We start from the raw sequence: 20,010 nt of genomic DNA on the forward strand, positions 1-20,010 counted from the left end.
AAAGCGGCGGCTAATTACCTGATTCAATATCCTGTTTCCGCTGGCCTTACATTGCTCTCCGTCGCTGCGACTCGGCGCTAGTCGTTGCCGTAAATCGCCACCTCATTGACCCCGTCGCTCGTCGCCCGGCCGCGATACATGCCCGCGGTGTTGAAACTGAAGAGCGCGTGTCCTTCCGGCGTGAGCAAGATGATCCCGCCATCGCCGCCGAGTTGTTTGACATCGGCCATCACCTCATCGGCGATTTTTTGGGCCACCTCAGACACCAAGGGTAACGCCACTGCCACCATCACCTCGCCATCTTCGCTCGAAGTGTGGGGGACAGGTCCGGCGCCATACCCCTGCAAGCGCAGCCGGGCGCAGATTTCGTGCGCCACGCCCACGCGGATGAAATATTCGCCCCAACCGGTGGCCGAAACGGCGCAGGAGCGGTTGTCCGCAAAGGTGCCCGCGCCGATAATCGGCGCATCGCCCACGCGGCCCCAGCGCTTGCCGGTCATCCCGCCGGTCGACGTGCCCGCAGCCATGTTGCCCGCGGTATCGAGCGCCACTGCGCCGACCGTCCCGAACTTGAGGTCGACATCGAGCGAGGACAGTTGCCGCGCTTTCATCCGCTCCAGCGCCTCGCGCCGCCGTTCGGTGTCGAAATAGCTCGGCGGGACGATCTCGATGCCCTGCTCCACGGCGAAGTCCTCAGCGCCCTTGCCCGCAAGCATGACATGCGGGCTATCGGTCATGACCTTGCGCGCCAGCAGGATCGGATTGCGGATGTTGGTGACACCTGCCACCGCGCCTGCATCGCGGGTCGCCCCGTCCATGATCGAAGCGTCGAGTTCGTGGCTGCCTTCCCAGGTATAGACCGCTCCGCGGCCCGCATTGAAACGCGGCTCGTCCTCCAGCAGCAGGATCGCGGCCTCGACCGCGTCCATTGCCGTGCCGCCTTCGTCCAGCACCTTCGACCCTGCATCGAGCGCGGCCTGCAGAGCGGCGCGGTGGGCCGCGTCTTCTTCGGGCGTCATGTCCTCGCGCGAAATCGTGCCTGCCCCGCCATGGATGGCGAAGGACCAGCGGGTCCCGGCAGGTTCGGCGTCCCGGGCAGTCGCAGGGACCTGTCCGGCCAGCGCGACAACCGAAAAAACGAGGGCGAAGCGGGTGATAAATCCTCTCATGCGAGAGTGATAGCAGGCAAAGTTATCCACTCCACCCCTTCCGCAGCTTTTGTATGAATGCGTCATCGTGATACAGCGCGACGTTACGGAAACCATAAGGGGAGAGGTTTCGTGATTTTCGACAGATACAGATTCGACCAACAGGTCGCGATGGAACTTGGCGAGAAGCTGCTATACGCGCTGATTGCCCTGGTCATTACATGGCTGGCCGCGCGCGCGGCCAAGTGGGCTTTCGCCAAGCTCGTGGACAATGTTTCCTTCTTTAATCGCGGAACTGGCAATGGCGCCAGTCTCGGCGAATCCCTCGGCAAGATCGTGGGACTGCTGATCTGGCTGTTCGGCCTGCTGATCATTCTCAACATCCTCGAACTCGGCGGGGTCGCAGGGCCGATCGACAGCCTGCTGGAGAACGTCGTCGACTTCCTGCCCAATCTGCTGTGGGCGGGCCTTATCTTCTTCATCGGCATGATGGTGGCGCGGATCGTACGCGATCTGGTGGTCACCTTCCTGCAGACGGTGGACTTCGACAAATGGGCCAACCGCGGCGGGGTGGACAATGTCACCGGAAATACCGCGATCAGCAAGACCATCGGAACCATCGTCTATGTGCTGATCGCCATCCCGGTCGCGATCGCCGCGCTGGAACGGTTGCAGATAGAATCGATATCGCGCCCGCTCAGCGGAATGCTCAACACCATCCTGCTGGCCATTCCCAACATCATCGGGGCGGCATTGCTTCTGGGGCTGGCGTATCTGTTGAGCAAGTTCGTGCTCCAGATCATCAAGGAAGTCCTGCCCGGGCTGGGCGTGGATCGCGCCTTGGCCGACACCGGCCTCATGCCCGACGGCACAACCGCTTCCGGCATCATCGGACGGATCGCTCAGATCGCCATCATCCTGGCGGCGGCGATTGCCGCGACCCGATTGCTCGGCTTCCCAGAACTGACCGCCATTCTCGACCAGCTGCTGGAGCTCGGCGGACGCGTGATCTTCGGAGCGGTGGTCATCGCTTTCGGTTTCCTGATCGCGAACCTGCTTGCCCGGCTGATATCGGGCGATGCGGGCAGTTCGACTGCCGCCACGATCGTGCGGTGGGCGACGATCATACTGTTCGTCTTCATGGGCCTGCAGTTCACCGGCATCGGCGGGATGATCCCGGCCAACGCGCTGACGATCCTCATCGGCGGTGTAGCCGTAGCAGGCGCACTCGCCTTCGGCCTGGGTGGCCGGGACTGGGCGGCGCGCAAGCTCGACCAGATGGACAACGATCTAGGGGGCGGCAGCGCTGCGGCACCCAAGCCCAAGCCGCGCAAGGCGGCTGCTCCCAAGAGCGACGATCCGCTGCCTCCGGGCGCATAAGCAAAGCTACAAAGAGACCCCAAGGGGACGCAGGATCGGGGCGCGAGGCGAAAGCTCTCGCGCCCCTTTTCGTTTCTGCTACGCTGGCCTCCACAAGGGAGAAGACAGCGATGAGCGAATTCGGTTTCGAAAGTACGGCGGACGACGTTCTCGAAGGCAAGGACCTTTCGGGCCGCACCGCGCTGGTGACCGGCGGCTATTCCGGGCTGGGCCAGGAAACCGCGCGTGCGATGGCCGCGAAGGGCGCGCACATCATCCTGTCAGGCCGCGATGCGACCAAGCTGTCCGCTGCGGCCGATGCCATCGCGGAACAGACCGGAGCGACGGTCGATACGCTCAAATGCGACCTCGCCTCGCTCGACAGCATTCGCAAGGCGGCCGCCGAAGCGAAAGAGCGCTTCGAAAAGATCGACCTCCTGATCAACAATGCCGGCGTCATGGCCTGCGACCAGGCGAAGACAGCCGACGGTTTCGAAATGCAGTTCGGCACCAACCATGTCGGCCATTTCCTTCTGACCAACCTGCTCGTCCCCCTGCTGGAGAAGGGCGAGCGCCCGCGCATCGTCAACCTGTCGAGCCGCGGCCACCACATCGCGCCGGTCGACTTCGACGATCCGAATTTCGAAAGCCGCGATTACGACAAGTGGGTGAGCTACGGCCAGTCGAAAACGGCCAATGTCCTGTTCGCCGTGGGCCTTGAAAAGCGGCTCTCCGACAAGGGCATCCATGCCTATTCGCTGCATCCCGGCGGCATCATGACAAACCTCGGTCGCCATATGAGCGATCAGGACATGGCCGATCTCATGGAGCGGATCCGCACGAACGCGGAAGAGCGCGGCGAAACCCCGGAGCCGTTCAAGACCATCCCGCAAGGCGCGGCGACCACCTGCTGGGCCGCGACGGCGGAAGAGCTGGAAGGCAATGGCGGACTCTACTGCGAAAACTGCCATGTCGCCGACCAGGACGACGAGAGCACCGGTGGCGGCGTGCGCAGCTATGCGATCGATCCCGACAAGGCCGACCGCCTCTGGTCGCTGAGCGAGGAAATGGTCGGCGAAAGCTTCGCTTACTGAGCGGGGCGCCGCACCGGCGCTCCCGACACCCGGATTTTCTTTGCTCTCCTGTAACCGACCGACCAGCTCTCGCGAATGGCGGTGAAGACAGGAAGTCGAGGGGAAGACGCGCGATGATCGCCGACGAAGCCAGCATGGCGCAGATGATGGCCGCCTCGCAAAAGGGCGACCGCGCCATGTATCGCGCTCTGCTGATCGAAGTGCAATTGTGGCTCGAACGCTATTTCAGGAAGCGCGTGGCTCCCGCCCAGCTCGACGATCTGGTGCAGGAAGTGCTTTTGGCCGTGCACGCCAAGCGCGCCACCTGGGATCCGACACGGGCTTTCTATCCCTGGCTTGCCGCGATCGCGCGCTATCGCTGGATCGACCATCTGCGCAAAGTCTACCGCAGCGCGGAAGACGAGCTTGGCGATCACGACGCGGCCGAGGACAGCGAGGAAGAGGCCGTCATGGCCCGCATGAGCCTCGAACGGCTGTTCGTCCACCTCCCCGACAAGCAGGCCGAAGTTATCGAGCTGGTCAAGATCGAAGGGCTGACCATCTCCGAAGCCTCGGCAAAGACCGGCCAGAGCGAAAGCCTGGTCAAAGTGAACATCCATCGCGGGCTGAAGAAACTGTCCGCGCTCGTAGAGAAAGCCGAATGACAATGACCCGGGTTCCGAACTCTCTTATCGACGATCTGGCGGATGATCTTGCGCCGGTAGAGCCGATCCGGCTTTCGCACGGCATCGCGCTGGTGGCCCTGTCGGCGGTGGCGACGGTCATCCTCGTCGAATTGCTCGACGGTCTGTGGCGCGGCATCGTTTCCGGCCAGGCGTCCGGGGTTTTCTTTATCGTCAATGGCATGCTCGGAATGGTCGGGGCGGCGTCCGCCCTTGCCGTCCTGCGCATGGCCCGCCCCCGCGTCGGCAATACGCATGAAGGGGCGCGCTGGTCGTCTGCCATGCTGTTCCTGTTGCCGCTAACCGCACTGGCCGTCCTGGGCGTTGGCGGCATGACGACCGCGCTGTTCGACGACCCCTATGGTGCGGGCTGTTTCCTTGCAGGGGCCGCTTTCGGACTGGTGACTGCCGCAGCGCTCGTGCTGTGGCTGCGCCGCGGCGCGCCGGTTTCGCTCAATGCCGCAGGGACCTACACCGGCATTGCAGCAGGCGCGATCGGCAGCTTCGCCTTCGGCCTTGCGTGCCCGATCGACACCATCGGCCACCTCGGCATCTGGCATGTGGCCCCCGTGGCACTGATGGCGCTGGCCGGCCGGTTCGCAATACCGCCGCTGGTCCGCTGGTAAGGCGCATTCGTCGGGCCAGTGCTTGCCAAGTGGCGCGCGGCTCGGCAGTCCTTCCGGCAACAGGAGGGAATACCCATGAAGACATTCGCCGCCGCCATCGCCCTTGCCGCTGCATCGGCCCTGCCCGCCGCCCCGCTGCTGGCCCAGGATGCCGCCGCAGCGCCCGCCACGCCCGACTGGGTAGAAACCAGCAACGCCTACACACAGAAGGCGATCGCCCTGCAAGCGAGCTTCTTTCCTGCCGGCGCGTCATCGGCGGGCTACGAACAATATGACGGGCTGGTCAACGACATGTCGCTCGACCGGGACGCGCGCTATGTCGCCGCCTCGCGCGCGCTGATCGCGGAATACGAAGCGGCCAAGCAGGTTGAAACCAACCCATACGTCCTGCAGGACCTCCAGATCCTGATCGACTCGCTCGAAATGGACAATGAGCGCATCGAGCTCAGCAATCGCGAAATGCTCGAATTCGCCGAAGTCGGGCAGGCCATGTTCGGCAATATCGGCCAGCTCCTGTCCGACCAGACCGCAGAACATCGCCGCGCCAAGGCGCTCGAACTGCTGCAGCGCTACACGGGGCTGTGGCCCGATACCCAACCGATGACCGAACTGGCCAAGGCCCGCTTCGAAGCCAGCCGCGGCGACGACAAGATGGGCCCTTATCGTGTCGAGGTCGTGGAATCGGTCGGCAAGATCCCGACCTTCGTCGCCGGCATCCGCGAGCTGTTCGCCAAATACGACATCGAAGGCGCGGAAGAAGCGCTCGATGCGATGGAGGCCCAGCTCACCGAATACGGAGAGTGGACCACCGCCACCGTGGTCCCTGCCGCGCGCACCGATCCGCGCCTGCCGGAAGAACTCTATGCCCTGCGCCTGCGCGAGGTCGGGATCGAGATGGACCCGCGCGAAGCGATGAGCCAGGCACGGCGCGGCTATTACGAAATACGCGCCCAGATGGAAGCGCTCGCCCCGCAGATCGCCGCGAAATACGGCTGGGAAGATACCGACATGGCGTCCGTCATGGCCGGCCTCAAGGCAATGACTATTCCCAATGACGAGATCGAGGATTTCTACCGCGATGTGAACGCGAAGCTGGAAGCACAGATCCGCGCGAACGATATCGTCTCGCTGCCCGATTACGAGATGAATATGCGCGTTGCGAGCCAGGCGGAAAGCGCGGCCCAGCCCGCCCCGCACATGCGCCCGCCGCGCCTGATCGGGAATACCGGGGAACAGGGCACTTTCGTCCTTACCGTCGGCAATCCGACTGCAAGCGCGGAAGATGCCTATGACGATTTCAACTTCCCCGCCGCTAGCTGGACGCTCAGCGCCCACGAAGCGCGCCCGGGTCACGAAATGCAGTTCGCCGCACTCGTTGCGCAGGGCGTCAGCCTTGCCCGCATGCTCTACGCCTTCAACAGCGTGAACGTCGAAGGCTGGGCGCTTTATGCCGAAGCGGAAATGATGCCGCACGAACCGATCGAGGGGCAGTTTATCGCGCAGCAGTTCCGCCTGTTGCGCGCGGCGCGCGCCTTCCTCGATCCGGCGCTCAACCTCGGCCTGATGTCGCGCGCAGAGGCAGAGCGGATCTTGCGCGAAGAAGCGCTGTTCTCGCCCGGCATGACCAAGCAGGAACTCGATCGCTACCAGTTCCGCATGCCCGGTCAGGCAGGGTCGTACTATTACGGATATCGCAAGCTGATCGACCTGCGCGTGGAAACCGAGCTGGCGCTGGGTGCGGCCTTCAACGAGAGGGCTTTCAACGACTTCCTGCTCAGCCAGGGCATCATTCCGCTGGACCTGATCGCCAAGGCAGTGCGCGAGGAATTCATCCCCTCGCAGATGGCCGGAGGCTAAGGAGTGCTAAGCCGCGTTTCTGCGCAGGCGATAGACGGGCGAAAATGTGGGAGCGACACGACCCGGAGCGCAGCGTGCAAATGCACGTGAGCACCGGAAGCGGGGCGATCCTGCATTTGCAGCCGCCTGAAGGCGCGCAGAAAGCGGCCTAGAGCCAACGCAGGCGCCTGAAGACGACGATCAGTGCGATAAACAGGAACAGGCACAGGGCGACCACAACCCAGAATGCGTCGGGATCGTCCATGCCGGGCATCCCGCCGACATTGATGCCGAGCAGGCCGGTGAGGAAGCCCAGCGGCAGGAAGATGCCCGCCACGATGGTGAGCATGTAGGTCGCATGCTCGCTGCTGGCGAGGCTGCGGGCGCGCAGTTCGTCCTGCAGGACCAGGGCGCTTTCCTTGCTGATGTCGATATCGTCGAGATAGCGGCGCAGGCGCGCGATGGATTCGGCGATTTCGCGCCGGTCGTGCTCTTCGAACCAGTACGGAGCCTCGCGGCTGATCTGCTCCAGCGCCTCGTGCTGCGGGGCCATATGGCGTTTCAGGCCCAGGCAATTGCGGCGGATCGTCGAGATGCGGCTGAGCATGGCTTCGGCATGTTCTTCCGGATCGTCGTCTTCCAACTCGTCGAGGACGTAATTCATGTCGACAATCGACTGGCTCATGCGGGCGATCATCAGTTCGGCCAGCAGGGTAATGGTTGCGCCTGCGTCCGGTGGGCCGACCCCGCGATCAAGCTGCGCCATGACCTCGCGCGGCGTCTGGAGCGGGTGGCGGCGCAGGGTGATGAGGCGGCGGCCGTCGCACCACAGCTGCATCGAGATCATGTCTTCGGGCTGAGCGCCGGGATTGAAGTTGATCCCGCGCAGCGTGCCGACCAGCGTTTCGCCCTCCCTGAAAGCGCGCGGACGGGTCTGGTCGCTGGTGAGCAGTTCGGCCGTGGGTTCGGGAACGCCAAGCTGCTCCTGCAGCCATTGCTGCACGCCCGGACGGTTGCGGCAGATATGAAGCCATAGGACCTCTCCGGGCGCGGCCGGTTGCCAGGTCATGGCCTCTTCCCACTCGATCGGGCGTGCCCCGCCCTGCCCGTCGAGAACGCGCCCGAACAGGAGGGCGCTATTGGTCATTACGTCGTCGGTCGCTTCGCTCATGTGGCCCTCATGCCGCAAGACGCGCTGCCTGTCATTGCCCCTTCATCGAAGCATCTCTATATCGCCTTCCATGTCTTCCGTACGCCCTTGGCGCGATATCGAGCGCCGCAAGTCCCGCCAGATCATGGTCGGTAACGTCGCCGTCGGCGGCGATGCCCCGATTACGGTCCAGACCATGACCAACACCCCGACAGAGGATGTGGCCGCGACGATCGACCAGATCCGCCGCTGCGAGGACGTGGGCGCGGACATCATCCGCGTGTCCTGCCCGACCGAGGAATCGACGGCGAATTTCGACAAGATCACGCGCGCAGCAAACGTGCCGATCGTCGCGGATATTCACTTTCACTACAAACGCGCACTCGAAGCGGCGGACAAGGGCGCGGCCTGCCTGCGCATCAATCCGGGCAATATCGGCAGCAGCGAACGCGTCGCCGAAGTCGTCCGTGCGGCCAAGGCCAATGGCTGCGCCATCCGGATCGGTGTGAACGCAGGCAGCCTCAAAAAGGACCTGCTCGAGAAATACGGTGAGCCCTGCCCCGAAGCGCTGATCGAAAGCGCGCTCGACCATATCAAGCTGCTGCAGGACCACGACTTCCACGAATACAAGGTCGCGGTGAAGGCCAGCGACGTGTTCCTTGCGGTTGCCGCCTATCACGGGCTGGCAGAGGCCGTGGACTGCCCGCTCCACCTCGGCATTACCGAGGCAGGCGGCCTGATCGGCGGGACGGTCAAATCCTCCATCGGTATCGGCAGCCTGCTGTGGGCCGGGATCGGCGACACCATCCGCGTTTCGCTGTCGGCAGAGCCGGAGCAAGAAGTGAAAGTCGGCTTCGAGATGCTGAAAGCGCTCGGCCTGCGCACGCGCGGCGTTCGCGTCGTCTCCTGCCCCAGCTGCTCGCGCCAAGGTTTCGACGTCATCCGCACGGTCGAAACGCTGGAAAAGCGGCTCGAACACATCAAGACGCCGATGAGCCTTTCGGTCCTCGGCTGCGTGGTCAATGGCCCCGGCGAAGCGCGCGAGACCGATATCGGCCTCACTGGCGGCGGTTCGGGTAAGCACATGGTCTACCTTTCGGGCGTGAAAAATCACCATATCGAAAGCGAGGACATGCTCGACCACATAGTCCGGCTCGTCGAGGAAAAGGCCGCCAAGATCGAGGCTGGCGAGGCCGAAGCCTTCGACCCGCACAAGGTCGCTGCCGAGTGATCCGCACCGGCCTTGCCGTCACCGCTTCACTGGCTCTTTCGGCCTGCGCGACGGCATCGGCTGAAACGGCACTGGACCATCCCGAAGCGCGTTCCTTCGCAGTAACGCAGGACCCTTCGGCGCAAGTCGATGCGGCGCTTGCGAGGGCTGCGGCAAACGACGCCCGCGTCCTCCTGGTGATGGGCGCGAACTGGTGTCACGACAGCCGAGCTTTGGCCGGATGGCTCGAGACGCCGCGTTTCAAGGACCTGATCGCCAAGGAATACGAACTCGTTTTCGTCAACGTCGGGATGCCGCAGACTGGCGACGGCCATAATCTCGAGATTGCGCAGCGCTTCGGCCTCGATGAATTGCCGGGCACGCCCAACGTGCTGGTGATCGATGGGTCCGGCAGCCTGATCAATACAGAGACCGCAACCAGCTGGCGCAATGCCGCCAGCCGTAGCGAAGATGAAATCTACGACGAGCTCGCCCGCCTCGCCAGCTGACGAATTGCAAAGGAATACGCCGATGACCCTTGAAACCGATTATCTGGTCGTCGGCGCTGGCGCTACCGCGCTCTCCTTCGTCGACACTCTGCTGGCGCAGGATCCCGAGTGCGATGTCTTCATGGTCGACAAGCATTCATCGCCCGGCGGTCACTGGAACGACGCCTATTCCTTCGTCGCCCTGCACCAGCCGAGTGCGCTCTACGGGGTCGAGGGTGTCCCGCTGGGCACTGACCGGATCGATGAAAGCGGGCCCAACAAGGGATTTTTCGAACAGGCGAGCGGTCCCGAAGTGGTCGCCTATTTCCAGTCGGTCATGCGCGATCACCTGCTGCCGACCGGGCGCGTACGCTATTATCCCAATTGCGAATACATTGGCGATCACCGCTTCCGGAATGTGCTGTCCGGGGAAGAGACCGGCGTGACGGTCAAGCGCAAGCTGGTCGACACCACCTATTTCGCCACCTCGGTGCCCACCACGCACACGCGCAAGTTCGAGGTGAGCGGCGGCGTGCGGGTCGAAGTGCCCGGCAAGCTGCCAGAGCTGTGGCGCGACCCCGCAAGTGTCCCGGAGCATTTCGTCATCCTGGGCGCGGGAAAAACCGCGATGGATGCTGGCGTCTGGCTGCTTGAGGCGGGCATTGCACCCGATCGCATCACCTGGGTGAAGCCGCGCGAAAGCTGGCTGATCAACCGCACGATCACCCAGCCCGGCGAACAGTTTTTCGAAAGCACGGTGGGCGGCCAGATCAAGCTGATGAAGGCGGCTGCGACGGCCGAAAGCGTGCCCGCGCTCTTCCACCAGCTGGAAAGGGACGGGGCCATGCTGCGCATCGACACCGATGTCGAGCCGGAGATGTTCCACTACGCCACGATCTCGGAAGGCGAGGTCGAGCGGCTGCGCACGATCAAGAATGTGGTGCGCAAGGGTCGTGTCCAGCAGATCCAACCTGGCAGGATGGTGCTGGCCGAGGGCGATGAGCGGGTCCCAGAAAATACGCTCTTCATCGACTGCACGGCTTCGGCCGTCAGCCCCAAGCCAGTCCACCCGCAATGGGAAGAAGGCAAGATCACGCTCCAGCTGCTTCATGTCCCGCTCGTCACGCTTAATGCGGCAGTTTCGGCTTTCATCGAGGCCAATTTCGAAACCGACGAGGAAAAGAACGCGCTGTGCAAGCCGGTCAGCTTCGTCGATGATATCGATGGCTATGCCGGAACCCTGCTCGGCACGGGCATGAATCGCTTCCTTTGGGCGAGCAATCCGAAGGTCTCCGCCTTCCTGTCCCAATCGCGGCTCGATCCGGGCGCACCGACCGTGCGCTGGCTAAAGCAAAACGCTCCCGAACGCCTCGCAGTCGCTGCCGAGATGCCCGCTGCGACAATGGCCGCCGTCCCCAATCTGCAAAAGCTCGTGGCGCAGGCCGAGGCGAAGCGCGGGTAGATCGCCATCCTCCACGTCGTTCACCACGCAGACTACATGGCCCCCGCGCCCACGCGCGGCACTTTCCGCTTCGACAAATATATGGCGGTCATGGAGGCGCTGCGCCAAAGCGGCTATCCTCTGGTCGAACACGCGCCGCCGCCAATGCCGCGCCGCTGGCTGGAAGCGATCCACTGCCCCGATTACGTCGAGGAAGTCTTCACCGCCACCGTGCCGCAGGTGAAGGAACGCCGCATCGGCTTTCCGGTCACGCCGCATATTTCCCAGCGCGTGCAGCACACCAATGGCGGCACATGGCTCGCCGCCCAACTGGCGAAGAAGCATGGGTATGCGGCGAACTCGGCTGCGGGAAGCCACCACGCGCTTTACGACACCGGGGCGGGCTATTGCGTGTTCAACGACCTTGCCGTGGCCGCAAACCGGTTGATCGCGGAAGGCGATGCAGAGCGCGTGCTGGTCATCGACCTGGACGTACATCAGGGTGACGGCACCGCAAGCCTCACCGCCCTGCGCGACGACATCTTCACCCTCTCGGTCCATGCGGAAAAGAATTTCCCAGTGCGCAAGGCCCGCTCCAACCTCGATGTGCCGCTGGCTGACGGCATGGACGACGACGGTTTCCTCGAAGCACTCGACAGGCATTTGCCGCGCGTCTTCGAAAGCTTCGCTCCTGACATTGTGCTCTACCAGGCAGGCGTGGACGTGCACGATGACGACCGGCTCGGTCGGCTGGCGCTAAGCGACACGGGGATCGAACGGCGCGACCGCTTCGTGGTCGAGCAGGCACGGCAACGCGGCCTGCCGATCGCCAGCGCGTTGGGTGGCGGGTACGGCAAGGATCCGCGCGAGGTGGGACAGCGTCACGCCCGCTCGATGATCACCTGCGCCGACACCAATGCGCGCTTCGAACGTTCATTTCCCGTAAGCCTCGGCTGTGGTATGGATGGAGCAGGATGAAACGTCGCGATCTTCTCAAGGGCACTCTTGCCGCAGGCGCCGCAGCGGCGTTGCCGGCACGCGTGTTTGCAGAGGTCAATCCGACCGCCTCGCGCGACCGCCAGCTGATCGCCATTGCGCGCGACCAATTGGACCGTGTCGGCGCAGGCATCTGGAAGAAGGATATCGTCGGCATTGCCGATTTCGGTCTCCATTCTGCCAACCAGCGCTTCCATTTCGTCGATCTCGACAACGAACGCGTCGAAAGCTTTTTCGTGACGCACGGCACCGGGTCCGACAGCGAACACGACGGCTGGCTCAAGCGGTATTCGAATATCGAGGGGAGCGAGGCGACCAGTCGCGGCGCCTACATGACGCGCAGTTGGTATCGCGGGCGCTACGGCACCTCGATCAGGCTCGACGGGCTCGATCCGACCAATTCCAACGCCCTGCCGCGCGCCATCGTCATGCATCCGGCCGAATATGCGCGCCCGGAACACATCGCCCGCTGGGGCAGGCTCGGCCGGTCCAACGGCTGCTTCGCTCTCGGGCCGGACCAGTTTGCCAAGGTCCTGCTGAGCCTGAGCGGCGGGCGCCTGCTTTATGCGGAAAGCCTCGGCATCCAGGCCGACGGCAGCCGCCGCACCCCGCCGATTGCACAGACCGACCTGATCCGCAGGCCGGGTGGCGGCACATTCGAACGCACTAACCCCGGCCTGTTCTGATCCTTTTTAGCTGATCTGCATATCGTCGATGATCTCGACGGCTTCTTCACTCGTCTTGCGCGCACGATCCGACTGGCGCGGCGCATCCAGCGCTGCCAACACGGGCGCGTCGCGGTCGTAAAGGTCCTTGAAGGTCTTCAGGTTGCCGTCGACGTCCGTCGCCATCGTGAAGTAGGTGATGTAGACCGGCCACTGCTTCTTCATGGCGTAGCGCGTGTATTCCCCGCTGCCGGTGATTTCCGACACTTCCTCGATAATCGCGGGAAATTCGTCCTTCGAACTCGCATTGCCCAGCAGGGACATGGTCATGGCCAGCTCGCGCGCGCCCTGTACGCGGATGCAGCCGTGGCTGAGCGCGCGATTCTCATTCGCGAAGAGGTGACGGCTCGGCGTGTCGTGGAGGAAGATCGCGTGCTCGTTCGGCATGTCGAGCTTCATCAGGCCGAGCGCGTTCTGCGGGCCCGGCTGCTGTACTACGGTCACCCAGCCATTGGCGCCCTTGGTCGCCTTGTAACCCGCGCTGCGGGCCCAGCCGGGATTGTTGAGGACCTTCGCACCAAGGCCTTCGCCCTTCACGATCGACTGCGGCACGGTCCAGGTCGGGTTGTAGATCACCGCTTCGACCATTTCGGCCAGCTGCGGCGTCGCGGTGCGGCCCGGCTTGCCGACCACGGTGCGATAGCTCTTGATGATGCGCCCGTTGACCGTCAGGCGGAGCATGAATTCAGGCACGTTGGTGACGAGATACTGCTTGCCCAGGTCCTGCGGCAACCAGCGCCAGCGATCCATGTTCGCCCGGATCAGTTTGATGCGGGACGCGTCGGTTTCCGAGGCGAGTTCATCGCGCAGGCGCGCATAGTCGGGATGCACGGGGTTGAGACCGTCGAGGGTTCCGGCGATGTCGCCGCCCGCAAGCGCGTCTTCCAAAAGCTTCCACGTTGGCATGCGGTCGGCGTCGGGATCGACGACGAACCACTGGCGGCGCGATTCCATCGGCGTGCGTCCGTCGCGCAGGTCTTCGACCAGCCAGACGAAGATTTCGCTGGCCAGCGCATTCACTTCTGCACCGGGACCCTTCGCGGTGAGCAACGCGCTCAGTTCGTCGGCGCGGTAATCGCCCGGGTTGAGGCCTTCGGCTGCGACATTGGGGATATAGGAGAGCAGGGTTTCGACCTGCTCCAGCGTCCATTCGCCTTCGAGCGAGGGCACTTCCTGCACCACCTCGCCGCTCTGCATGCGGATGTCGCCGAAGGCTTCCTCGACGCTCTGTGCATTTGCGGGCTCGTTCTGCGTGGCCGGCTGCGTACGTTCGGCAGGCAGCAGGCTTTCGGGCGCACTGTTTTGCGCCTGCGCAGCGCCGGCAAGAAGAAGCGCGCTGCTCGCGCCAGTCAGAAGAAGAGTACGAAGTGTCATTCAGCCCACCATTTGGCGATTGCAGTCACGCGCTGCATCCGCCGTGTTTCTAGCAAATGTTTGCATCCTTATCCACGCCATCTGCTTGCCTTATGCTGAACCATGATGACGTGCAGGCTGCAGGCGCATATGCGTGGCAGCATGACCCGGCACCACGCCCTCCTGCCCATCCTGGTAGCCATGCTGGCCGTCGCCAGCCTCTCCCTGATGGACGCCTTCATGAAGAGCGCGGCGCTGGCGCTGGGCGCGCTTACGGCGGCATGGCTGCGCTCGACCCTCGCAACCGCCATTGCGTTGCCGCTGTGGCTCGGCCGGGGCGGCAAGCGGCCACGGCCGGAGGTCATGAGCCTGCATATCCGCCGCGGCGTCATCTCGACCTTCATGGCGCTGACGTTCTTCTATTCGCTGACCAAGCTGCCGATTGCAGAGGCCATTGCCATCAGCTTCATCGCGCCCCTCATCGCGCTCTACCTCGCCCGCCTTCTCCTCGGCGAGGTCATCCGCAAGTCGGCAATCGTCGCCTCGATCGTCGGCTTTGCAGGTACGCTGGTGATCGTCGGAGGCAAGGTGGGCCGCAACGATTTCGATAGCGATGCAGCGCTGGGGCTGGCGGCAATCCTCGTGTCCGCCCTGCTCTACGCCTACAATTTCATCCTGATCCGGCGGCAATCGCAAATGGCCGGGCCCACCGAAATAGCGGTCTTCCACTCGGGAGTGTCGGTAGTCCTGTTGGGTCTGACGATGCCTTTCGCCTTCAACCTGCCCGCTGCAGAAATATGGTTCGACCTCGCGATGGCCGCGGTGCTTACCGTGGCAGGAGCCATGGGGATCGCGTGGGCCTATGCCCGCGAAGAGGCGCAGACGCTCGTGCCGCTGGAATATTCGGGCTTCCTGTGGGCCTCGCTCTTCGGCTGGCTCTTCTTCCAGGAAAAGGTGACGGCGACGACCCTGTTGGGCACGGCGATTATCGTGGGTGCCTGCCTGATCGCTGTGCGGCGCAAGCCCAAGCAGCCGACGCAGGCAGCGCTTTAGCGGGTAGCGACGATCGTGGCTTCGGCCTGTTCGCCGGCCTGAGCTTCGGTGCCTGCAAAAGTGAAGGCAGCAGTGAAACATCCGGCGACGCCGAGAGCTGCGGCCATGACGGCCAGCTTGACTGTGCGGCGGGACGCGGTCGGCGCCTGGTTGAGGGTTTTCATTTCGAACTCCATATCGGGCGTCGCGCTCTTAGGTTGGTGCTGAGCAGCGACTTTGCCCTAATTTTGCCTTAATAAGCCCTGAAGCGCCGTTTTTGTTCCCCATCAGACGTTTTGCCGAGGCTCTGGGCCTTGATTTTTTGCGGTGTTCGGCGCAGGTGCGCGGCACATTGTGCCCGTCCGTCCATTGGTCGGGAAAGGCCCATTTCTAACACAAGGAAGAATGCCCGCATGACCCAGGTCGGCAAGGACACGCTCGGAACCCGCTCCACCCTCACCGTCGATGGCAAGGATTACGCCTACTACTCCTTCGAGAAGGCGGCAGAGAAAATCGGCGACGTGTCGAAACTGCCGTTCAGCCTGAAGGTCCTGCTGGAAAACATGCTGCGTTTCGAAGACGGCGGTTTCACCGTGTCGACCGACGATGTGCAGGCGATTGCCGACTGGCAGAAGGATCCCAAGACCGGCAAGGAAATCCAGTATCGCCCGGCCCGCGTCCTGCTGCAGGATTTCACCGGCGTTCCCTGCGTGGTCGACCTTGCAGCCATGCGCGATGCGATCAGCAAGCTTGGCGGCGACACTGCCAAGATCAACCCGCAGGTCCCCGTGAACCTGGTGATCGACCACTCGGTCATGGTCGATGAATTCGGCCACCCCAAGGCTTTCGAAAAGAACGTCGAACTCGAATACGCCCGCAATGCGGAGCGTTACGACTTCCTCAAGTGGGGCTCCAAGAGCTTCGAGAACTTCTCCGCCGTCCCTCCGGGCACCGGCATCTGCCACCAGGTGAACCTGGAATACATCGGCAAGGGTGTGTGGAACTCGCAAGACCCTGATGGCACGACCGTCGCCTATCCCGACACCTGCGTCGGCACCGACAGCCATACCACCATGATCAACGGCCTCGGTGTCCTTGGCTGGGGCGTCGGCGGCATCGAAGCCGAAGCCGCCATGCTCGGCCAGCCGATCTCGATGCTCATCCCCGAAGTCGTGGGCTTCAAGCTGACCGGCGCGATGGCCGAAGGCGTGACCGCAACCGACCTCGTGCTGACCTGCGTGCAGATGCTGCGCGAAGTCGGCGTGGTCGGCCGCTTCGTCGAATTCTACGGCGAAGGCGTTGCCAACCTGACGCTCGCCGACCGTGCGACGATCGCCAACATGGCGCCCGAATACGGCGCAACCTGCGGCTTCTTCGGCATCGACGACAAGACGCTGGAATACATGCGCCTCACCGGCCGTGACGAAGAAACCATCGCGCTTGTCGAAGCCTATTCCAAGGCCCAGGGCATGTGGTTCACGCCGGAAAACGAACCGGTCTTCACCAAGACGCTCGACCTCGACCTGTCCAAGGTCGTGCCCAGCCTCGCAGGGCCCAAGCGCCCGCAGGACCGCGTCGCACTGCCGGAAGTCGACGAGCTGTTCAACACCGACCTCAAGTCGATCTACTCCAAGGACGCACCGATGCGCGTGGACGTGGAAGGCAAGGACCATGACGTCGGCGACGGCGACGTCGTGATCGCGGCCATCACCAGCTGCACCAACACCTCGAACCCCGACGTGCTGATTGCCGCCGGCCTCGTCGCCAAGAAGGCGCACGAAAAGGGCCTGAAGCCGAAGCCCTGGGTCAAGACCAGCCTTGCACCGGGGTCGCAGGTCGTCACCGACTACCTCGTGAAGTCCGGCCTGCAGGACGATCTAAACGCCATGGGCTTCGACCTCGTCGGCTATGGCTGCACCACCTGTATCGGCAACTCGGGCCCGCTCGCTCCGCCGATCAGCAAGGCCATCAACGGCAACGACATCGTCGCCGCCTCTGTCCTGTCGGGCAACCGCAACTTCGAAGGGCGCGTGTCGCCCGACGTGCGCGCAAACTTCCTCGCCTCGCCCCCGCTGGTGGTCGCTTATTCGATCCTCGGCACGGTCACGAAGGACATCACCGAAACGCCGCTGGGCCAGGACCAGGACGGCAACGACGTGATGCTGGCCGACGTGTGGCCGACGAACGAAGAAATCGCGCAGCACCGCGCAGCGAATATCGACCGCCAGATGTTCGAAAGCCGCTATGCCGACGTCTACAAGGGTGACGAGCACTGGCAGGCGATCAAGGTCGAGGCGTCCGATACCTATCGCTGGAACCCGACCAGCACCTACGTCGCAAGCCCGCCTTTCTTCGAAGGCATGGACATGGAACCGGCGCCGGTCACCGACATCACCGATGCGAAGCCGCTGGCGATCCTCGGCGATTCGACCACGACCGACCACATCTCGCCCGCAGGCTCCATCAAGGAAGACAGCCCGGCTGGCGAATACCTGAAGAGCCACCAGGTTTCCAAGTCGGACTTCAACTCCTACGGCTCGCGCCGCGGCAACCACGAAGTCATGATGCGCGGCACTTTCGCCAACATCCGCATCAAGAACGAAATGGTCCCCGGTGTCGAAGGCGGTATCACCACCTACAAGGGTGAGCAGATGCCGATCTACGACGCGGCGATGAAGCATAAGGCCGACGGCACGCCGCTGGTCGTCATCGCCGGCAAGGAATACGGCACGGGTTCGAGCCGTGACTGGGCCGCAAAGGGCACCATCCTGCTCGGCGTGCGCGCCGTGATCGTCGAAAGCTACGAGCGTATCCACCGCTCGAACCTGATCGGCATGGGCGTGCTCCCGCTGCAATTCAAGGACGGCGACACGCGACAGAGCCTTGGCCTCGGCGCGGACGATACCTTCACGATCAAGGGTCTGGCCGACCTGACCCCAGGTCAGGACGTCGAAGTCGAAGTGACACATGAAGACGGCTCGAAGGCCACCTTCACCGCACTTTGCCGCATCGATACGGCGAACGAGATGGAGTATTACCGCAACGGCGGCATCCTCCACTACGTGCTGCGCAAGCTCGCCGCTTCGTAAGCCGGCTTTCGCAGGGGCACGGATAGGAGACTGCTCGCTCCGTGCCCCTGCTGACCCCCCTCTTCCGGCTCTTCCGGACCAAGCAACCGGACCCCAAGGCCGATCCCGCGACCCTTGCAGCGATCGGCGAAAATGTCCGCGCGCGCCTGTCGCTCGATCCCCGGGCAGTCGCGAAGGGCGGCGACAAGGCGGATCTCTTTCTGGTCCCGGGTTTCCTGACCGCGCAGGAATGCGCACGGCTGATCGCGACCATCGAAAGCCGCATCCAGCCATCGAAGCTCTTCTCCGATCGCAAGACCATGGGCGCACGGACGAGCTCGACCCATTTCTTTTCCAATGAAGCGCCAGAGACCATCGAGCTCGGGCGCAAGATCGACGAGGTGCTCGGCATAGATCGCGCCCATGCGGAGACGATCCAGGGCCAGCGCTATCATGTGGGCGAGCAGTATTTGCATCACCGCGACTATTTCCGCGAAGAACGGCCGCACTGGCAGGACGAACGGCGCCGCGGCGGGCAGCGCAGCTGGACCGCGATGGTCTATCTCAACCGCGTCGAAGCGGGCGGGGAGACCGAATTCCCCGAACTGGACCTGCTGGTCACACCGGAACCGGGTCTATTGATTGCGTGGGACAATATGACCCGCAAGGGTCGCCCCAATCGCAATACGCGGCATGCCGCCCTGCCGGTCGAGGCAGGTGAGAAATACGTGATTACCCAGTGGTACCGGCAGGAAGAGTGGAGCCGCAGCTACCGCTGAAGGCAGGGCCGCCCCTGATTTCGCGACTTTCGCTAGACCTTGGCGCCCTTCGCGCCTTTCCGCTCTCGTAATCGCCGGCGGCCGAAGATGGCCGCAGCCCCCAGACCGAACAGCACCATCATCGGCGGAGCCGGAACTTCCGTGCCGCTGCTCGTGCTCGACGGAGGCGGGGGAGGAGGTGGCGGAGGTGGCGGCGGAGGAGGAGGCGGCGGCGGGGGCGGAGGAGGCCCACCGGTCGTCGTGCCGCCCGAGGAACCAGTCGACGTCGAAGTACTCGAACTCGACGAGGTGCTCGAACTGGAGGACGAGCTCGTGCTCGAACTCAGATCGCCACTCGTCGAGCTGGACGTGGAACTCGACACATCGCCCGAAGTCGAACTGGACGTGGACGTCGAGCTCGAAACGTCGCCGGACGTCGAACTGGATGTCGAGGTCGAACTGGAGACATCGCCCGAGGTAGAGCTGGAACTGGACGTCGAGGTCGAGCTCGAAACGTCGCCCGATGTCGAACTGGAGGTCGATACATCGCCGGTCGAAGTGACCGAACCGGTCGAACTGCTCGTCGAACTTCCGCCCGTGCTGGTGCTGGACGTCGTCGTGATGTTGATGGGCGGCAGGTCGCCGCCGGTCGTCGTGGTCGAATTGACGATCACGGTTCCACCGCTCGACCCGCCACCGAAGAAGCCGCCGAAAAAGCCGCCACCGAAGCCGCCGCCATATCCCCCGCCGTAACCGCCGCTCGGGATCGAACGCGATCCGCCGCCTGCAACTGGCGCAGCTTGCGGCAAGGGAGGAACGGGAACCGGAGCCATGACCACGCGCCGGACAGGCGGGCACACATTCTCGGGATCGGCAACCGCCGCTTCGGGCGAATCAAAGGGGACACATTCGATCACGCGCTGCGGGATGACGCGCGCGGCACGGACCGGCGGCTTTGGCGTAGCCCGCTTGATCGGCATGGCCTTGATCTGCTTGACCGCCTTGCTCTTGTAGCTGGGAGAATCGGTAATCGGCCGCTCGGCGACATGGACTGCGCCGCCCGC

General features: G+C 63.6%; 18 protein-coding genes. 14 read left to right on the plus strand and 4 right to left on the minus strand.

Going from position 1 to position 20,010, the window contains the following annotated elements:
• Window positions 1–77: 77 nt before the first annotated feature.
• Window positions 78–1,169: an isoaspartyl peptidase/L-asparaginase family protein gene (locus K3179_RS03690; RefSeq protein WP_221562520.1), complete on the minus strand. Its 1,092-nt coding sequence runs from the start codon at window positions 1,167–1,169 to the stop codon at window positions 78–80.
• Between the two features lie 111 nt (window positions 1,170–1,280).
• Here K3179_RS03690 and K3179_RS03695 point away from each other — a divergent pair, with 111 nt between their 5' ends.
• The 5 genes from K3179_RS03695 to K3179_RS03715 all read left to right on the plus strand — a co-directional run bounded on the left by K3179_RS03695 (window position 1,281) and on the right by K3179_RS03715 (window position 6,746).
• Window positions 1,281–2,528 carry a mechanosensitive ion channel gene (locus K3179_RS03695; RefSeq protein WP_345721968.1) on the plus strand — a complete coding sequence of 416 codons (1,248 nt, stop codon included), beginning with the start codon at window positions 1,281–1,283 and terminating at the stop codon, window positions 2,526–2,528.
• A 110-nt stretch (window positions 2,529–2,638) separates the two neighbouring features.
• Window positions 2,639–3,601 (plus strand): SDR family NAD(P)-dependent oxidoreductase, encoded by a 963-nt coding sequence (locus K3179_RS03700; protein WP_221562522.1) that lies wholly within the window; start codon window positions 2,639–2,641, stop codon window positions 3,599–3,601.
• Between the two features lie 113 nt (window positions 3,602–3,714).
• Complete coding sequence (locus tag K3179_RS03705; protein WP_221562523.1) at window positions 3,715–4,245, plus strand: sigma-70 family RNA polymerase sigma factor; 531 nt, start codon at window positions 3,715–3,717, stop codon at window positions 4,243–4,245.
• A complete protein-coding gene (locus K3179_RS03710; protein WP_247712786.1) occupies window positions 4,242–4,889 on the plus strand; it encodes a DUF1109 domain-containing protein in 648 nt (215 codons plus the stop codon). The genes K3179_RS03705 and K3179_RS03710 overlap by 4 nt, the downstream gene beginning before the upstream one ends.
• A 75-nt stretch (window positions 4,890–4,964) precedes the next feature.
• Complete coding sequence (locus tag K3179_RS03715) at window positions 4,965–6,746, plus strand: DUF885 domain-containing protein (protein WP_221562524.1); 1,782 nt, start codon at window positions 4,965–4,967, stop codon at window positions 6,744–6,746.
• Between the two features lie 148 nt (window positions 6,747–6,894).
• Here the strand turns inward: K3179_RS03715 and K3179_RS03720 are convergent, their stop codons facing one another.
• Entirely contained in the window at window positions 6,895–7,896 is a 1,002-nt protein-coding gene (locus tag K3179_RS03720; RefSeq protein ID WP_221562525.1) for a zinc transporter ZntB, read from the minus strand.
• Between the two features lie 70 nt (window positions 7,897–7,966).
• Here K3179_RS03720 and ispG point away from each other — a divergent pair, with 70 nt between their 5' ends.
• Genes ispG through K3179_RS03745 form a run of 5 tightly spaced genes read left to right on the plus strand, consistent with a single transcriptional unit; the run spans window position 7,967 to window position 12,696 of the window.
• Window positions 7,967–9,106 carry a flavodoxin-dependent (E)-4-hydroxy-3-methylbut-2-enyl-diphosphate synthase gene (ispG, locus tag K3179_RS03725; protein ID WP_221562526.1) on the plus strand — a complete coding sequence of 380 codons (1,140 nt, stop codon included), beginning with the start codon at window positions 7,967–7,969 and terminating at the stop codon, window positions 9,104–9,106.
• The gene (locus K3179_RS03730) at window positions 9,103–9,594 is read left to right on the plus strand and encodes a thioredoxin family protein (protein ID WP_221562527.1); all 492 of its coding nucleotides are present in this window, start codon (window positions 9,103–9,105) and stop codon (window positions 9,592–9,594) included. Before ispG ends, K3179_RS03730 begins: the two co-directional genes overlap by 4 nt.
• Before the next feature lie 22 nt (window positions 9,595–9,616).
• Window positions 9,617–11,035 carry an NAD(P)/FAD-dependent oxidoreductase gene (locus K3179_RS03735; RefSeq protein WP_221562528.1) on the plus strand — a complete coding sequence of 473 codons (1,419 nt, stop codon included), beginning with the start codon at window positions 9,617–9,619 and terminating at the stop codon, window positions 11,033–11,035.
• 36 nt (window positions 11,036–11,071) lie between these two features.
• A complete protein-coding gene (locus tag K3179_RS03740; protein ID WP_221562529.1) occupies window positions 11,072–11,992 on the plus strand; it encodes a histone deacetylase family protein in 921 nt (306 codons plus the stop codon).
• Window positions 11,989–12,696, plus strand: a complete 708-nt coding sequence (locus K3179_RS03745; RefSeq protein WP_221562530.1) for a murein L,D-transpeptidase catalytic domain-containing protein — start codon at window positions 11,989–11,991, stop codon at window positions 12,694–12,696. The genes K3179_RS03740 and K3179_RS03745 overlap by 4 nt, the downstream gene beginning before the upstream one ends.
• Window positions 12,697–12,702: 6 nt before the next feature.
• Here the strand turns inward: K3179_RS03745 and K3179_RS03750 are convergent, their stop codons facing one another.
• The gene (locus tag K3179_RS03750) at window positions 12,703–14,109 is read right to left on the minus strand and encodes a L,D-transpeptidase family protein (protein ID WP_221562531.1); all 1,407 of its coding nucleotides are present in this window, start codon (window positions 14,107–14,109) and stop codon (window positions 12,703–12,705) included.
• Between the two features lie 102 nt (window positions 14,110–14,211).
• Here K3179_RS03750 and K3179_RS03755 point away from each other — a divergent pair, with 102 nt between their 5' ends.
• Window positions 14,212–15,141 carry a DMT family transporter gene (locus tag K3179_RS03755; protein ID WP_247712787.1) on the plus strand — a complete coding sequence of 310 codons (930 nt, stop codon included), beginning with the start codon at window positions 14,212–14,214 and terminating at the stop codon, window positions 15,139–15,141.
• Here K3179_RS03755 and K3179_RS03760 read toward each other — a convergent pair.
• Window positions 15,138–15,305 carry a hypothetical protein gene (locus K3179_RS03760; RefSeq protein ID WP_221562532.1) on the minus strand — a complete coding sequence of 56 codons (168 nt, stop codon included), beginning with the start codon at window positions 15,303–15,305 and terminating at the stop codon, window positions 15,138–15,140. The two genes, K3179_RS03755 and K3179_RS03760, sit on opposite strands and share 4 nt — an antisense overlap.
• A gap of 228 nt (window positions 15,306–15,533) precedes the next feature.
• Between K3179_RS03760 and acnA the strand changes: the two genes are divergently transcribed.
• The 3 genes from acnA (at window position 15,534) to K3179_RS03775 (ending at window position 19,699) form a co-directional block, all read left to right on the plus strand.
• A complete protein-coding gene (gene acnA / locus K3179_RS03765) occupies window positions 15,534–18,209 on the plus strand; it encodes an aconitate hydratase AcnA (RefSeq protein ID WP_221562533.1) in 2,676 nt (891 codons plus the stop codon).
• Between the two features lie 41 nt (window positions 18,210–18,250).
• Window positions 18,251–18,967, plus strand: coding sequence for a prolyl hydroxylase family protein (locus K3179_RS03770; protein ID WP_221562534.1), 717 nt, complete (start codon window positions 18,251–18,253; stop codon window positions 18,965–18,967).
• An 87-nt stretch (window positions 18,968–19,054) separates the two neighbouring features.
• A complete protein-coding gene (locus K3179_RS03775; RefSeq protein ID WP_221562535.1) occupies window positions 19,055–19,699 on the plus strand; it encodes a hypothetical protein in 645 nt (214 codons plus the stop codon).
• The last annotated feature ends 311 nt before the right edge of the window (window positions 19,700–20,010 follow it).

The organism is Qipengyuania intermedia (assembly GCF_019711615.1).
Lineage (GTDB): Bacteria > Pseudomonadota > Alphaproteobacteria > Sphingomonadales > Sphingomonadaceae > Qipengyuania > Qipengyuania intermedia.

Excerpts from the sequence above, each read along its gene's own strand:
- K3179_RS03690 (WP_221562520.1), bottom strand. The coding sequence starts at position 1,169 with ATGAGAGGATTTATCACCCGCTTCGCCCTCGTTTTTTCGGTTGTCGCG.
- K3179_RS03700 (WP_221562522.1), top strand. The coding sequence starts at position 2,639 with ATGAGCGAATTCGGTTTCGAAAGTACGGCGGACGACGTTCTCGAAGGC.
- K3179_RS03705 (WP_221562523.1), top strand. The coding sequence starts at position 3,715 with ATGATCGCCGACGAAGCCAGCATGGCGCAGATGATGGCCGCCTCGCAA.
- K3179_RS03710 (WP_247712786.1), top strand. The coding sequence starts at position 4,242 with ATGACAATGACCCGGGTTCCGAACTCTCTTATCGACGATCTGGCGGAT.
- K3179_RS03715 (WP_221562524.1), top strand. The coding sequence starts at position 4,965 with ATGAAGACATTCGCCGCCGCCATCGCCCTTGCCGCTGCATCGGCCCTG.
- K3179_RS03720 (WP_221562525.1), bottom strand. The coding sequence starts at position 7,896 with ATGAGCGAAGCGACCGACGACGTAATGACCAATAGCGCCCTCCTGTTC.
- ispG (WP_221562526.1), top strand. The coding sequence starts at position 7,967 with ATGTCTTCCGTACGCCCTTGGCGCGATATCGAGCGCCGCAAGTCCCGC.
- K3179_RS03735 (WP_221562528.1), top strand. The coding sequence starts at position 9,617 with ATGACCCTTGAAACCGATTATCTGGTCGTCGGCGCTGGCGCTACCGCG.
- K3179_RS03740 (WP_221562529.1), top strand. The coding sequence starts at position 11,072 with ATGGCCCCCGCGCCCACGCGCGGCACTTTCCGCTTCGACAAATATATG.
- K3179_RS03745 (WP_221562530.1), top strand. The coding sequence starts at position 11,989 with ATGAAACGTCGCGATCTTCTCAAGGGCACTCTTGCCGCAGGCGCCGCA.
- K3179_RS03750 (WP_221562531.1), bottom strand. The coding sequence starts at position 14,109 with ATGACACTTCGTACTCTTCTTCTGACTGGCGCGAGCAGCGCGCTTCTT.
- K3179_RS03755 (WP_247712787.1), top strand. The coding sequence starts at position 14,212 with ATGATGACGTGCAGGCTGCAGGCGCATATGCGTGGCAGCATGACCCGG.
- K3179_RS03760 (WP_221562532.1), bottom strand. The coding sequence starts at position 15,305 with ATGAAAACCCTCAACCAGGCGCCGACCGCGTCCCGCCGCACAGTCAAG.
- acnA (WP_221562533.1), top strand. The coding sequence starts at position 15,534 with ATGACCCAGGTCGGCAAGGACACGCTCGGAACCCGCTCCACCCTCACC.
- K3179_RS03775 (WP_221562535.1), top strand. The coding sequence starts at position 19,055 with ATGGCCGCAGCCCCCAGACCGAACAGCACCATCATCGGCGGAGCCGGA.